Annotated in this window: 13 protein-coding genes and 1 pseudogene; 6 read left to right on the top strand and 8 right to left on the bottom strand. The window is 57.2% G+C overall.

What is annotated here, in order from left to right; genetic code table 11:
* Positions 1-144: 144 nt before the first annotated feature.
* Positions 145-273: pseudogene (locus BLS60_RS17735) on the bottom strand (trehalose operon repressor); the annotation flags it as partial.
* Between the two features lie 303 nt (positions 274-576).
* Between BLS60_RS17735 and BLS60_RS17730 the strand changes: the two are divergent.
* Positions 577-1,035, top strand: coding sequence for a thiol-disulfide oxidoreductase DCC family protein (locus BLS60_RS17730; RefSeq protein WP_092370696.1), 459 nt, complete (start codon positions 577-579; stop codon positions 1,033-1,035).
* Positions 1,036-1,440: 405 nt separating this feature from the next.
* Here BLS60_RS17730 and BLS60_RS17725 read toward each other — a convergent pair whose 3' ends face one another.
* Both BLS60_RS17725 and BLS60_RS17720 read right to left on the bottom strand, forming a co-directional pair.
* Positions 1,441-1,716 (bottom strand): hypothetical protein, encoded by a 276-nt coding sequence (locus BLS60_RS17725; RefSeq protein WP_092370693.1) that lies wholly within the window; start codon positions 1,714-1,716, stop codon positions 1,441-1,443.
* Positions 1,717-1,797: 81 nt separating this feature from the next.
* Positions 1,798-3,441, bottom strand: a complete 1,644-nt coding sequence (locus BLS60_RS17720; RefSeq protein WP_092370690.1) for a methyl-accepting chemotaxis protein — start codon at positions 3,439-3,441, stop codon at positions 1,798-1,800.
* Between the two features lie 312 nt (positions 3,442-3,753).
* Here BLS60_RS17720 and BLS60_RS17715 point away from each other — a divergent pair, with 312 nt between their 5' ends.
* On the top strand, positions 3,754-3,993 hold the full coding sequence (locus BLS60_RS17715; RefSeq protein WP_092370687.1) for a hypothetical protein: 240 nt from the start codon (positions 3,754-3,756) through the stop codon (positions 3,991-3,993).
* A gap of 244 nt (positions 3,994-4,237) precedes the next feature.
* Here the strand turns inward: BLS60_RS17715 and BLS60_RS17710 are convergent, their stop codons facing one another.
* Positions 4,238-4,939, bottom strand: coding sequence for an RES family NAD+ phosphorylase (locus BLS60_RS17710; protein WP_092370684.1), 702 nt, complete (start codon positions 4,937-4,939; stop codon positions 4,238-4,240).
* Positions 4,933-5,340, bottom strand: coding sequence for a hypothetical protein (locus tag BLS60_RS17705; protein ID WP_092370681.1), 408 nt, complete (start codon positions 5,338-5,340; stop codon positions 4,933-4,935). The genes BLS60_RS17710 and BLS60_RS17705 overlap by 7 nt, the downstream gene beginning before the upstream one ends.
* Positions 5,341-5,745: 405 nt before the next feature.
* Here BLS60_RS17705 and BLS60_RS17700 point away from each other — a divergent pair, with 405 nt between their 5' ends.
* The 3 genes from BLS60_RS17700 to BLS60_RS17690 all read left to right on the top strand — a co-directional run bounded on the left by BLS60_RS17700 (position 5,746) and on the right by BLS60_RS17690 (position 9,190).
* Positions 5,746-6,273, top strand: coding sequence for a hypothetical protein (locus tag BLS60_RS17700; RefSeq protein WP_092370678.1), 528 nt, complete (start codon positions 5,746-5,748; stop codon positions 6,271-6,273).
* 975 nt (positions 6,274-7,248) lie between these two features.
* Positions 7,249-8,601 carry an APC family permease gene (locus BLS60_RS17695; RefSeq protein WP_092370675.1) on the top strand — a complete coding sequence of 451 codons (1,353 nt, stop codon included), beginning with the start codon at positions 7,249-7,251 and terminating at the stop codon, positions 8,599-8,601.
* 253 nt (positions 8,602-8,854) lie between these two features.
* The gene (locus BLS60_RS17690) at positions 8,855-9,190 is read left to right on the top strand and encodes a hypothetical protein (protein ID WP_070883605.1); all 336 of its coding nucleotides are present in this window, start codon (positions 8,855-8,857) and stop codon (positions 9,188-9,190) included.
* Between the two features lie 116 nt (positions 9,191-9,306).
* On the opposite strand, the gene BLS60_RS17685 is transcribed toward BLS60_RS17690, so the two are convergent.
* The 3 genes from BLS60_RS17685 to BLS60_RS17675 form a co-directional block, all read right to left on the bottom strand.
* Positions 9,307-9,999 carry a YetF domain-containing protein gene (locus BLS60_RS17685; protein WP_092370672.1) on the bottom strand — a complete coding sequence of 231 codons (693 nt, stop codon included), beginning with the start codon at positions 9,997-9,999 and terminating at the stop codon, positions 9,307-9,309.
* 248 nt (positions 10,000-10,247) lie between these two features.
* Positions 10,248-10,529 (bottom strand): DUF1652 domain-containing protein, encoded by a 282-nt coding sequence (locus BLS60_RS17680; RefSeq protein WP_092370669.1) that lies wholly within the window; start codon positions 10,527-10,529, stop codon positions 10,248-10,250.
* A gap of 93 nt (positions 10,530-10,622) precedes the next feature.
* Positions 10,623-10,925: a con-10 family general stress protein gene (locus tag BLS60_RS17675; protein WP_092370666.1), complete on the bottom strand. Its 303-nt coding sequence runs from the start codon at positions 10,923-10,925 to the stop codon at positions 10,623-10,625.
* Positions 10,926-11,554: 629 nt separating this feature from the next.
* Between BLS60_RS17675 and BLS60_RS17670 the strand changes: the two genes are divergently transcribed.
* The gene (locus tag BLS60_RS17670; RefSeq protein WP_092370663.1) at positions 11,555-12,331 is read left to right on the top strand and encodes a hypothetical protein; all 777 of its coding nucleotides are present in this window, start codon (positions 11,555-11,557) and stop codon (positions 12,329-12,331) included.
* Positions 12,332-12,434 lie beyond the last annotated feature (103 nt).

Raw genomic sequence — 12,434 nt, 5'->3', positions numbered from 1 at the left:
TCCTTCGCTGCAGTCGGTCTAGCCAATTACTGACAAATCAAGCTTCTGAATCTTTTGCTGCAGGGGCGGCGGTCCGTCCATCGAACATGTCTGTATGGCATGGTCTCGCCTAAAGGTCGTCCGGGGAGAGCAGCCCACTGCCCCCTACCTCGGCGCCACATCCGAAAAGTAAAACTTGTCGAGCGTATGCCGTGACTGGGTGTACACGAACTGTCGGCCATCCTGCAGAAAGGTCTGGTTACTGAAGACGATCACGTGGCTCTGGTCGTCCAGGCCGGGAATCAGGTCGGCGACGCTGAATGTCACACCGCTGGAGGCGCCGTAGCAAGAAACCGTCTGAGGCGTTATGTACCGATAGAGTGAGCGTGGGCCGCAAGGGAGAGCAAGCGCACGCATTACTTCCGCCAGCTCAACATTGAAGCTCGATCCGCAGTGATTGGGCTTTTTCACTGGTTTACTGGCTAAGCGTTTGCTGCAGTCAGGTATCGCTGGTTCTTGTCATACTAGGTGTACTGCCCATGTTGGGTTTGGGTTTCGCGACAAAAGCCCACGAAGCCAAGACGAGGTACATGGTAAATGGACAGGTATCCAAAGTGGCCGCTGACCCTCTATTTCGACGGTGAATGCCCGCTCTGCGCTCGGGAGATCAGCGTTTTGCGTGGGCGTGCGGCACCGGATCGTCTGCGCTTCGTTGATATCAGTGACGAAAGCTTTGATCCCAAATCCACAGGGTTCACTTTTGCGCAGATGGAGTCGTTACTGCACGCCAGATTCGACGATGGAACCTGGGTCACAGGCTTGGACGCGACGCTCTGGAGCTGGCGAGCAGCAGGCCTCGGCTTTTGGGCTGCGCCGTTATCGTGGCGGCTGACCAGGCCTGTGCTCAATCTGGGCTATCGGCTTTTTTGCCGTTGGCGCCCGCATTTGGCGTGGCTTCCTCATCCTGATGGCGCTGCTCGTTGTAAAGGCGATAGTTGTACTGTTTCCGAGGCGGAGAGTGCCGCGCACAAACGGCCATCGTCTGATAAGGATTGAACGCCATGCGCAATACCCAATGGTGTCGTGCTGATTCTGCTGCCTCACCGCGCCCCAGGTAGCCGGGGTGGTGCAACACAAACCTGAGCATTTCCCGGCAACCGCTCCGGAACGATCGCTCAACGTATGTTGCGGCGCTTTTATCCGCCGTCATTCTCGCGACGAACTAACCCCTGAACTAATCCATCAACTCTTGCTGATGGTTAGCCTGCGCAGTCAACGAGCGGCTCACCTGTGCGGACTCATCCGCCTGTTCGGCCAGCGATTCGGTTACGTCCAGGTATCCCCGCCACATTGCGGTTGATCTCATCGGCGACGGCACTTTGCTCTTCTGCCGCGCGGATGCCCTGTCGGAAGCTTGAGGCTGCGGGCGGTCATTGTCGGTAGCAGCTGGCGGTTCTGACTTTACTCACTGCCGTCAGCTCCGTCGGTTTCGCATACCGCGCGGCGGTAAAGCACCGTCAGTTCATTGAGCAGATCCTGGGCGGCGATGCAGGCCATTTGCACTCTCAGCGAGTCTGGTCGTTCTCGTTCTTTCTGGAGCAGATCTTCGAGGAGTTCGCTTAACAGCGCCGCACGCAAGTCGGCATCGTCCAGGGCGGTTTGAGTTTGGAAGTTGGGGCCCGAGATAGGGTTTGGGCGCTTGGGGAAGTTGAGCACGCGGCCGGGCGGGTTAACCACAGTGCACCTCTGGTTTGGAGGTCAGCAGGTTGAATGGATGAGCGGTGTGTTGGCTTGGCGTAAAAGTGGAATGGCACATTTTCATTTCGCCGCATCAAAAAATGCTACTTTCCCGGCAAGCCGATCAGCCAGTCTGTTCAATTCCTGGCTCGCTTGTGCGACCTGATGCGAGCCTCGCGCGGACTGCACGGTAGAGCCGTGGATGCGGTTGATGTTGATCGCAACGCCCTCGGCGACGGTGCTTTGCTGCAGTGAGGCGCTGGCGATCTGGGCATTCATGTGGTTGATCGCGCTGACTTCCCGACTGATTCGTGACAGTGCTTCCTGGGCGAGCTCAGTCTGCTGAACCGTGTGGCTCGCCAGTTCGCAGCTATCGCGCATGGTTTGAACGGCGGTATCCGTTCCGTTCTGCAGGGCGCTGATCATCTTGCGAATATCCTGGGTCGATTGCTGCGTGCGGGTGGCCAGGGAGCGAACCTCATCGGCCACCACTGCGAACCCGCGACCCTGTTCGCCGGCCCGGGCCGCCTCGATGGCTGCGTTCAAGGCCAGCAGGTTGGTCTGTGAAGCGATCGAATTGATGACCTCGATAACGGTCTCGATCTGCTCACTTTGCGCGGCGACTTGCTCGACGGTACGGGTGGTCTCGGTCAGCGATGAGGCCAGCTGGCCGATTGCCTGCGTGGTTCCAGCGACCAGTTGGTTACCGTGCTCCACTTCGCGAGTGGCCTTGCCAGCAGCGTCTGCCGCCTGGGAGCCGTAGCCCGATACCACGCCGGCAGTGGCGGCCATCTCGGTGACAGCGGTGGCGACCTGCTCGGCCTCCTGGGTTTGCACGCTGATGTGCTCGTTGTTGCTGGCGGAGGTGTAGGAGAGCTGCGTTGACGAGTCGGTCACTTCTCGGGCGGCTTCACGCACCTGTGCCATGGTGTCGGCCAAGCGGTTCAGCGCGGTGTGCAGCATACCCATCACGCTGTTGGGGTAGCGTGTGGTGATGGACTGCTGAAGCTCACCCGCAGCCAACCGTTGGATAGCACGCGCAACATCTGCTGGTTCTGCGCCGAGCGTCGAAGTGACGAAGCGAATAATCACGAACGACAGCCAAATACTCAGCAGTAGGGCAATCGCAGTGGCCAGCATCATCAGTCCGCGAAATTGACTGGCGGTTGCCTGTACTGCCGCCAGATGGGACTTGATCGATGCCTCTTCGTAATCGATCAGCGCATTGATGCGTTCGAGCCATTCGCTGTAGGCGAGGGCAGTCTGGTTCAATAGCAAGGCCTGGGCGCCCGGGATGTCACCGCTACGGCGTAGCGCGATTAAGGCCGTGGTCATCTCGAGGCTCTGCTTTTCGATCTCTTTGATGCGCTGTAACAACGCGTGTTCCTGCGCAGAAACGTGCGCGCCCTGGAACAACTCTTCCATTGCGCTGGCTGCCTCGCTGTAGGCGTGTTGCAGCTGGCTGACCTCGCCGAGGTGCCGCTCAAGGTCGCTTTGGTTATTGACCAGGACCGCATCTCGGATGGCAATCGCCCGGTTGTGCACGCTGCCTCGAAAGTCGATGGCATACCGCTGCACCTTTGCAACGTTCTGATTGACGTCGTCCAGGGTGGAGTCGATGAAACCCACCCGCTGGATACCGACGGCCGTGATGATGACCAGCAGCGATACGATCGCTGCGAAACCGAGGCCTATGCGAGCGCTGAGGGAGATGGGCGTTTTCATGGCAGGACTCGACGTGGCGCAAGGAAAGGCAGCGGATGTCAATGTGACATCATTTGGACGCCAACTTACTGTCACGTGTCACGCGCGCCCAATTGGGCTTCCCTACTGTAGGGATAGGCTGGCGCTATGAGCGTTGCGCTGAGGTGCTTTCACTGCGGCCGTTAGCGGGTTCTGGCTGTTCGACGAGCGTGACCAGGAGCCTTCGATGTATGTGACGCTCAGCGCCGTCCGTCGCGGTCCGGGCACTTCGTCTCCGTCTGGCTTGCCTGAAATATAAGCGTGGATGTCCTACGTTGAGACGGGAGAGCTGTCATGTCAGTCGAAGAAAACAACGGGCCGGAAGCACCTTATCAAGGACCCGCTCACAAGAACCCGGACGCGGGGGAAGGTCATGGCTCGGGGCTCGAAGAGTCGCCTTCCGAGCCGAAGCAGGGCACTGATGAGGCGGATGCCAAACAGAACCGAGTGGATTGGACGCCGCCTGCGGGTAACCCGGGATCTGACCAGGACGCGATGAAGGACCGGGATATCGGTAGCGCCAAGACTGACTGATCACCCCGCGCCGGTAATACGAGCCCAGCCACTGCGCTGGGCTTTTTGCATTCTGATGGGCGCGCAATAGCAGCTCAGCGAGCCATTACAGATAGGCTGGGAGTTGCCTAAAGGCATTCATCTAACGCTGCAGCCGTGACTGCTCAACGGGGAGAGCGGTGACTGGTGCATCTGCGAGTCGGCCGATTTGGTTAGGCGTGAGCGTGCATGCGTGGAGGGTTGCGAACGTGCTTCAGCGCCAGCGTTACCTGTCTGGCAGCATCTTGATCTGGCTCACGCTGATTATCTGCCCGCTCCATACCATCTCGAAGTGCGCCGCCTGGAGGACCGAGGTTACCAGCCGCGGCGTTAGCAAGGCCCAGCAGATAGCGCCTGGCGCGCGCACCGAGCGATAGCGAATGCCCGCGTCGCCGGCCTGCTTGACCTCCGCTCCCAAGGCATTTGATCGGCTGTAATCATCGGGCGCATAGATCGGGTCTGACAACGGCAATACCGTGGCGTCCCTTAGTCCGGCTTCGCTGAAATTAACCGTCAGCCCCCTGAAAACGAAGCGTTCGTAGTTTAGTCCGGCGACATTCGACCAATAATATTGCTGGTGGTGGCGTACCTCGGCGATCGCTGTATCCATCCGGTCGGCCAGGTAGAGCACGCCGAAGCCGCCGCTGCTAAAACGTGAGCCTGCCGGGTTCACGTGAGTGAACGGCGCTATGGCATATGAGCAGCCGGGAATGCCAAAGGGAATCTGATCACGAGCGATCAGCTCCAGGCTGCCAATTTCATTCTGCAGTCGGGGGTTGGTTATTGCCTGGATTTGATAAAGGGCTTCGAAGTCGTCTTCGCTGGCGACATCATCGAACAGGGCGATAGGCGGAAACTTCGAGTTGACCAGGCGATAGGCTGGCAGGCTATGACCTTCCAGCAGCGGAAGGTCGCTGCTCTTCACCACTGGGCACCTCGCAGGGCGTCGATTCGCCGGAATGTCTCGTACAGCGAGATCATGTCTCCCTGGGCCATGATGTCGAGAGGCGCGCGCCCGTTGAAGAATGCGTTGTGGTTGTCCATCTTGGGAAAACCGTAAACATTTTCCGGGTTATCAAATACCAGGCGCAGCGCTGCGTGGATATTCAGCACCAGGCTGATGCGCTGCATTTGATCAGCATCCAGGCTCACCGCCCAGGTCGAATCCTTTTGGCCGGCGCGGTTATAGGTGCTACGAGAAATGCGCAGCACCCGGCAGGCCTGCTCGCAAGACGCCATCCATTTATCCAGGACATTCAACGCCGCCCGCAAACCGGTCGCGCATTGGCTTTTCGAAAAATCCTGAGCCTGAAGGACTGCCAACGTCATGTGCGCTACTCGTTTTAGTCTGTAGATAAAAATATAGCATATTTGAATCTACAGAATAAAAAGTAGCTCCATAGCCTGACAGTTAGGCTTTCTCGGCGCGCATATCGGAGCAAGCGCAAGCGCCTGATCGGGCGTGCTCGTGTCCTATTTCGGAAAGATCAGCAGTCGGCCGCCATGGCGCAAGGCGGGCGTGGTTCTTTGCTCGCCGTCCGTCGATGTCGCGGCACTACCGTCTTGTTTGCTCTTTCAGACTTGTAGCGGCAGAAGCCCTGTGTTTTACGGAGCCTGCTCATTACCGCCGGGAGCATGTTTACCTGCCCACCTCGGGTGGAGATCGAAGAGATACTCCTCGCCAGATGACATCCACATGGTTGCTGGAATTCATACCTTCAAGGAGCTCGATGAATGGTTATTGCGTGCCTTGGCTGGGGCTCATTGATATGGAAACCCGGCGACCTGCCTGTAACCGGTGATTGGTTCACCGATGGACCCATGTTTCCTATCGAGTTTTCACGGCCCAGTGACGGCGGCGAGCTTGCTACCGTCATCTGCATGAATGCACCGCCGTGCAGGGTGCTTTGGGCGAGGTTAGATGTTCATTCCATCGGCGAAGCCTGTGAAGCGCTGCGTAAGCGTGAGCAGATAGCCACTGAACGGCAGGATGCGATTGGTGTTCTGGTGGTAGGCGAGTCGCCTACCGGAGAGCTTGCCGAATGGGCTTCGGCCCGTCAGTTGGACGCCGTGATATGGACCGCCTTGCCCCCCAGGCTCGGCGAAAGGGAAGGTCAGGTTCCGTCTATCGAGGATGCCATTGTCTACCTCGATAGCCTGGCGGGCGAAACTCGTGAGCACGCGCTCGACTATTTTAAACAGGTGCCCGAGCAGATCGATACGCCGTATCGCCGCGAAATCACCAAACGACTTGGCTGGTAAGTCGAGACGGAGCTAACCGACAGCGGTAATGCGTAGCTTAAAGTGGACAGCAAGTTACACGTGGTGCGTCATAGCCTGACGTGCTGCAAGTTCGCTTGGCAGATGGGAGATCCATTCAATAAGTAAGAAATAAGTCGATTGTTGTACGCTGCTTTATTTGTCCTGCGTTGTACATGTATCTGTATAAGTTTCTGAATAGTTAGATCAGCAGGGCTTATTAAATTTTACAGCAAAGAAAAATTCACCATTCGTCTCCCTCCTTGAATTACGAATTTGCGACTGCACACTAACCACTGTGCGTTCTCCTATATGATCAAATAAGAGTGTACAGTTTTACGGTTTACAGGCTGCAGGTTCAGTCTGGGATAGACGACAAGTTCATGGGTGGATTGGCCCGCATGCGTGCGGGTTTTTTTTGAGGTTTTTTCGAATGCGAAAGAAATCCGTACAGACAGCGAAGCGGATCAAGAACTGCAGTCACCCTCTGGTACGCAAGGCGTATTATCTTGGCCTGCCGGGCGAGGGCTATGTATGTGTGGCGTGTGGAGAGCGCGGTGATACGCCGGACTGGCCTTGCGGTAAGCTGCAATTAACCGTCACTGTTCATTGATTCGTGGGCTCAATTCCTTTAATCCCGCTGCAGACCATTTATGCACTGCGGGTTGAGGCCGTTTCGCTGTATCGATGCGGTTATTCGTCAAATTCTTGCATCAGGAGGAGCTCCTTCTGACCCCGTACTTGCGCATCAATGATCACGCATATGGTTATCGTCACTGCAGGTAGCTGGCTATAAAATGCCATTGATGCGGTATACCGCCGCTATGCCAGTCGGCGGATGAAGGCGTTAGTACTGCCAGCCGGCTGGCTTGTTGAATCTTTCAGTGCGGCTGGCATCTTCCAGAAAGTGAGCGGCCGGAACCCATCCGGCTACAGGCAGCGTCCTCGGGGAGCTGCGTACTTATCAGGAAGCATGCCATGCCAGTGTCGAAGACTCAGCCCAGCCCCACCTTGAAACGCGCCGTAACGGGGCCGATGTTGATGCTATTCATCCTCGGCGACGTATTGGGCGCCGGTGTCTATGCGCTGGCGGGCGTTATTGCTGGAGAGGTCGGTGGCGCTGTCTGGGTGGCCTTGCTGGTCGCTTTGGGTTTCGCCTTGCTGACTGCAGGCTCGTATGCCGAGCTGGTGACCAAGTATCCCCATGCCGGCGCCTCGGCGGTGTTTGCTGCCAAGGCGTACCGGTCGCCACTGGTTTCGTTCCTGGTGGGTTTTTGCATGCTCGCCGCTGCAGTCACCAGCGCGGCCGGGCTTTCGCTGGCATTTGCCGGAGATTACCTGTCAGCCTTCGTGGACATACCGGCGCACATCGCGGCGCTGGTTTTCCTGGTGGTTATCGCGCTGCTTAATGCGCGCGGCATCAAGGAGTCGCTGTCTGCCAATCTGGTGATGACGACCATCGAGCTTTCCGGCTTGCTGCTGGTAGTGTTCGCGGCGGCCTGGTTCTTCCGAAGCGGAGAGGCAGACCTGGGCCGAGTCGTCGAATTCAAGGCAGGGGTAAACCCGGCCATCGCGGTGCTTGGTGCCGCGCTCCTCGCCTTTTATTCGTTCGTGGGCTTCGAAACCTCGGCCAACCTGGCGGAAGAAATTCGCGATGTGCGCAAGACCTACCCACGTGCATTGTTCGGCGCACTGCTGATTGCCGGCGTGGTTTACATGGCCGTTGCCATCGCCGCGGCGGTGGTGATGCCGGTCGAGCAATTAGCCACCTCCACTGCGCCGCTACTGGAGGTGGTAAAAGCCTCGGGTTTAGGAATCTCGCCGCAGCTGTTCGCGTTTATTGCACTGATCGCCGTGGCCAACGGCGCGCTGCTGACGATGATCATGGCCAGCCGCCTGGCCTACGGCATGGCCCAGCAGGGGCTGCTTCCCAGTGCACTGGCCGGTGTGCTGTCAACGCGGCGTACGCCTGGCATGGCCATCGCGGCGACGACGCTGGTGGCTATCGTGCTCACGCTCACTGGCTCGCTGGCGACCCTGGCGCAAACCGTGGTGCTGTTGCTGCTGTTCGTGTTCATCAGCACCAACCTGGCTGTGCTGGTGCTGCGCCGTGACAAGGCCACCACGGATCATTTTCGCGTGCCAACCTGGGTGCCGGTGTTGGGCGTTGCCTCGTGCCTGCTGCTAATGACGCAGCAGGATCTGGAAACCTGGCTGCGTGCCGGCGCGTTGCTGCTGACGGGGGTGGTGATGTACGGCATCACCCGCGCTGGCGGCGTTCGGCCGCTTGATGCTGACGACTACAGCATCGCCAGCGAGGTAGAAAAATAGGTTTTTGCGACTGCCTTTTGATGCACCGGAACGGCCTCGGTGGCAAGGGGTTTCCTGGCTTGGCGAACACACCTCAACGCGCAGTGGGCCTGCCAGAGTGCCATTAGCACGCTTGTGCTAATGATCTTTGCTTGAGGCGACGATATCTTTTTTGGGCATCTCCAGCGCTCCAAACCCATGCCGCGCAGTGCCTGCTGCGTGGGCCGCTGGCGCGTTGCGGAGAATTATTAGAATCCGAAAAAGGAAGCCCACCATGAAGCTGCGTTCACCCATCACCACTATCGCCGTGCTCGGCGCGTTGTTCGTTGGCGTTGCCGGCTGCAGCAATATCAAACCGACCGAAGACCATCTCAAGACACTCTCGGAAACCAACATCGGCGAGCCGGTGCGGAGTGTTTCCAATGTGCGCAGCGATTCAACGCAGACCTACTACCTCGCGCGCACGGCTTCCGGTGATTACAACTGCACCGTTCCGAGCGGCGCCACGGGCGGCATGCTGGCATTTTCCTCGATGGGGATGATGAAGCCATTCGCTACCTGCCAGCTCAAAGGTACTCGCGGCGGCCCGCTGACACCGTTCTCTAACTAACGTTGTAACCATGGAATAGGGCTGACCGCAGCCACGGAAGGCTGCGGTCAGCTTCCCGCACTCAGGCCTGCGTCGCGCCCATACGTGCCTGGGGATGCAATACGTAGAGCCACTCCTCAGCGCGTGCGTGGATGGTGCAATGCCCGCGACCAGATAACCTGTTCGCAACGTGGGCAGGCGGCTTCCTGCTGGCGCTCCATGAGCTGTGTGTGGCCGCAGCGTGTACAGGCATAAACGGCGGTTTCAGGCACGTGCTGATAGTCGGTGCGATGCTCGCTTGGTAACACCGAAAGGCCGGGTTTGACTGCCTCGGCAGAGTAGAAGTACAGGCTCACATCGCCGTCGGTTTCAAGAATGCCCAGGCGCACCTGGCCGAGGTGTTCGACGCCTTGCTGACGCAGCTCCATAAAGAACTCGTCGGAAGAGATATTCATGTAGTCCAGGCTGTTCAGCTCGTACAGCCCGTCCTTGATGATGGTGACTGGCTTGCCTTCCATCCAGTTGGAAAAGCGCTCGCTGTGGCTCATGGTCAGAACGGTCGCACGGTACAGCACCAGCAACGTGACGAAGACCATTGCCACTGGTAGCAGCGGAACATCCTCGTAGAACGAGACGTCGCCCGCGGCTGAGCCTAACGTGAGGATCACCACCAGCTCGAACAGCGACAGCTGTCGAATCCCACGCCGGCCACTGACTTTCAAGAAGACAAAAACGACGAGGAACGCGAACGCCGCTCGAAAGGCTACTTCTCCCAGAAATAAAAAAGGGAAATCCCCCAGCAGCATACGCTGCCAATCGAATGCGCTCATGGTCGCTCCGCTATGCTATCTACCTTGCGTTAAGACCGCTCAAATGGGGAATGGATCAAGTAAGTGATCGAGGCCACGGTCAGCCGTACTGGAACGTACAGGAGTCAGAAAGCTGAAGCGCTGCTGATTCCCTGAGCAGGCGTCGATAGTAGGGCTAGCGTTCGCTTATAGGGCGTGCGGCGTGCCGATACGCATTGACCCAGGAGGTTCCTGAGACATAAATAGGTACCGCGAATATCACGCTTTCGTCAGCGTCGAGAAACAACGTGTCTTCTCCCGCAATGGAAGGCATAGATGGTCGGGTGTGTTTTTTCGACCTGTGCTTCTATATTCGCTATCAGTTCCATGATGGCACCGCAACTTAGCGCGGTGCCAATGGGGTAATCTTGAATTTTGACGAATAGCTCAGTGTCTGGATCTTTGACTTCGATAGTGACGGTGAGTGGGCGGTGTAGCGAAGCCTGAAGATGCAACGGCTTGAAGTACCGGGCAACGAATGCCATTGCATCCAGGAATTTGATTTTATTCAAAGCGCTTTCAATCTCCTTTTAGCGGCCCCGTCCCGGTTCTAACACCAACGACACCGCTATAAAGGCCCGGCATGCCGGGCCTTTATAGAAATGCTACGAGCCATTATTGCCGCCATGGCTGTTTTGGCCGCCTTTACGACCCGCCTCTGCGGCCCGCTCGGGATTGTTGGCAAAATTGCCACCGCTGTTGTGTCCTCCCTTACGGCCGGCTTCTGCAGCGCGCTCTGGGTCGTTAGCGAAATTGCCGCCGCTGTTCTGCCCACCCTTGTGGCCGGCCTCGGCAGCGCGCTCTGGATCATTGGCAAAATTCCCGCCGCTGTTTTCACCTCCCTTACGACCCGCTTCAGATGCTTTCTCTCGGTCATTCGCAAAATTGCCAGGGTTGTTGTTGGTCATGGTTGCATTCCTCTTAAGTTAAGTGCGTAAGACGACTGCCTCACACCTAGTATGAAAGAGCGAGTATTTGATTCGTTCGCCATTTTTTTCCATGTTATGACAGGCGGTTAAAGTTATAGTGAATTGCCAGTATCTATAAGGAGTAAGCGGTCATGAAGCGGCCACTTATGATATTCATAAATAATTTTACTAATTCCTCGCTTGTACGCGCGCTGTATAAGTTGACGCATCGCACATCTCGTTTCGCTTGTTGTTGCTGGTTAGTTCGTGATGGCGGATGGGACTTGGTTTTAGTTAAGGATCTACGGCATAGAAGACCGCTATATCCCCTAAAATTTTCTGATCACTGCCTGGTTATCCTGCATGTTCCGAATAGGAGCCAGGGGCACGCCTGACGGTTGCTGGCGTAGTGATAGTGGGCGGTACAACTATTTTAATTTCCTGCTGGCTTGCCGGCTTATGGCCATTAAACCGCTAGTCAGAAAATTCTCAGAAACATGGCAGGGAGGTATTTCAATCGCTACATATGCAAAGCAACCTATTTATTGTCTGCCTTCGATATGAGTCGACGTCTCGGTCGGCTTGGCCGCTAACAAGGCTGTAAATATTCAGTTAAGGAGCGACTCTGTATGCCCGAATTCCTCAAGGCCGATCCGCAGGTGGTGCCGCGAATCGTCAGTGAAATGGAGCAACAGGGTTACGCCGTTATCGAGCGTTTTTTATCAGAAGAACAGTTGGAGGCAGCCCGCGCCCATGTGAAGCATGAGGTGGCGCGGCATGAGCAGGAATACTTTGCGCTGCAGGGCCGGGATGCAGTCAGGGGCAGTGTTATTGAGGCGATGAGTGTTTCGCCTGAGGTAACCGATCTTTTTCGGCAGATTTATCAGGCAGGCCTCGGCCAACCACCGCGTTCGCCGGCCATCTTCCCCGCATTGCGTTGCCTGCAGGGCACCAGTGGCAAGCGCGAGTCCTATTATTTCCACTATGACGCCGCGGCATTGACCGCGCTTATCCCGCTGGTTACGCCCACAGCGGGCCGCCACTGCGGGGATTTCATCTTCTTCCCGAACCTGCGCAATATCCGTTCGAGTCTGTACGCCAACATCGCCGAAAAGGCGCTGATGCAAAATACCCTGACCCAGAAGCTGGTCACCTTTGCCGTCAAGCGTGGCTGGTTGAAACCCGTGAAAATCAAGATCGTCCCGGGTAACGCCTATTTCTTCTGGGGCTACCGCTCTCTGCATGCCAACGAACCCTGCGACCCGAAGGCCCTGCGTTCCACGGTATTGCTGCATTACGGTGAGCCGCACAGCCGTGACAACCTGGCTTCACGGCTGTTTCTCGGCTGGAATTTCCGCCGGGCGCGGGCCAGTAATCAGCGAACTACGCGCAAAAACGTCCGCTAGCGAAGGGCGTCTGTCCCCTTCGATCAGTCTTATCCGATGTGGTGGTCGCGTTACCGCCAGGGCTGCCACTTCACGTTTTTGGGCATTGCTCACCTTCGTAGAC

Origin of the sequence: Phytopseudomonas seleniipraecipitans (genome assembly GCF_900102335.1) — a bacterium.
Lineage (GTDB): Bacteria > Pseudomonadota > Gammaproteobacteria > Pseudomonadales > Pseudomonadaceae > Aquipseudomonas > Aquipseudomonas seleniipraecipitans.
The sequence above is the reverse complement of the archived record's forward strand: the minus strand, read 5'-3'. Positions and strand labels throughout refer to the sequence as shown.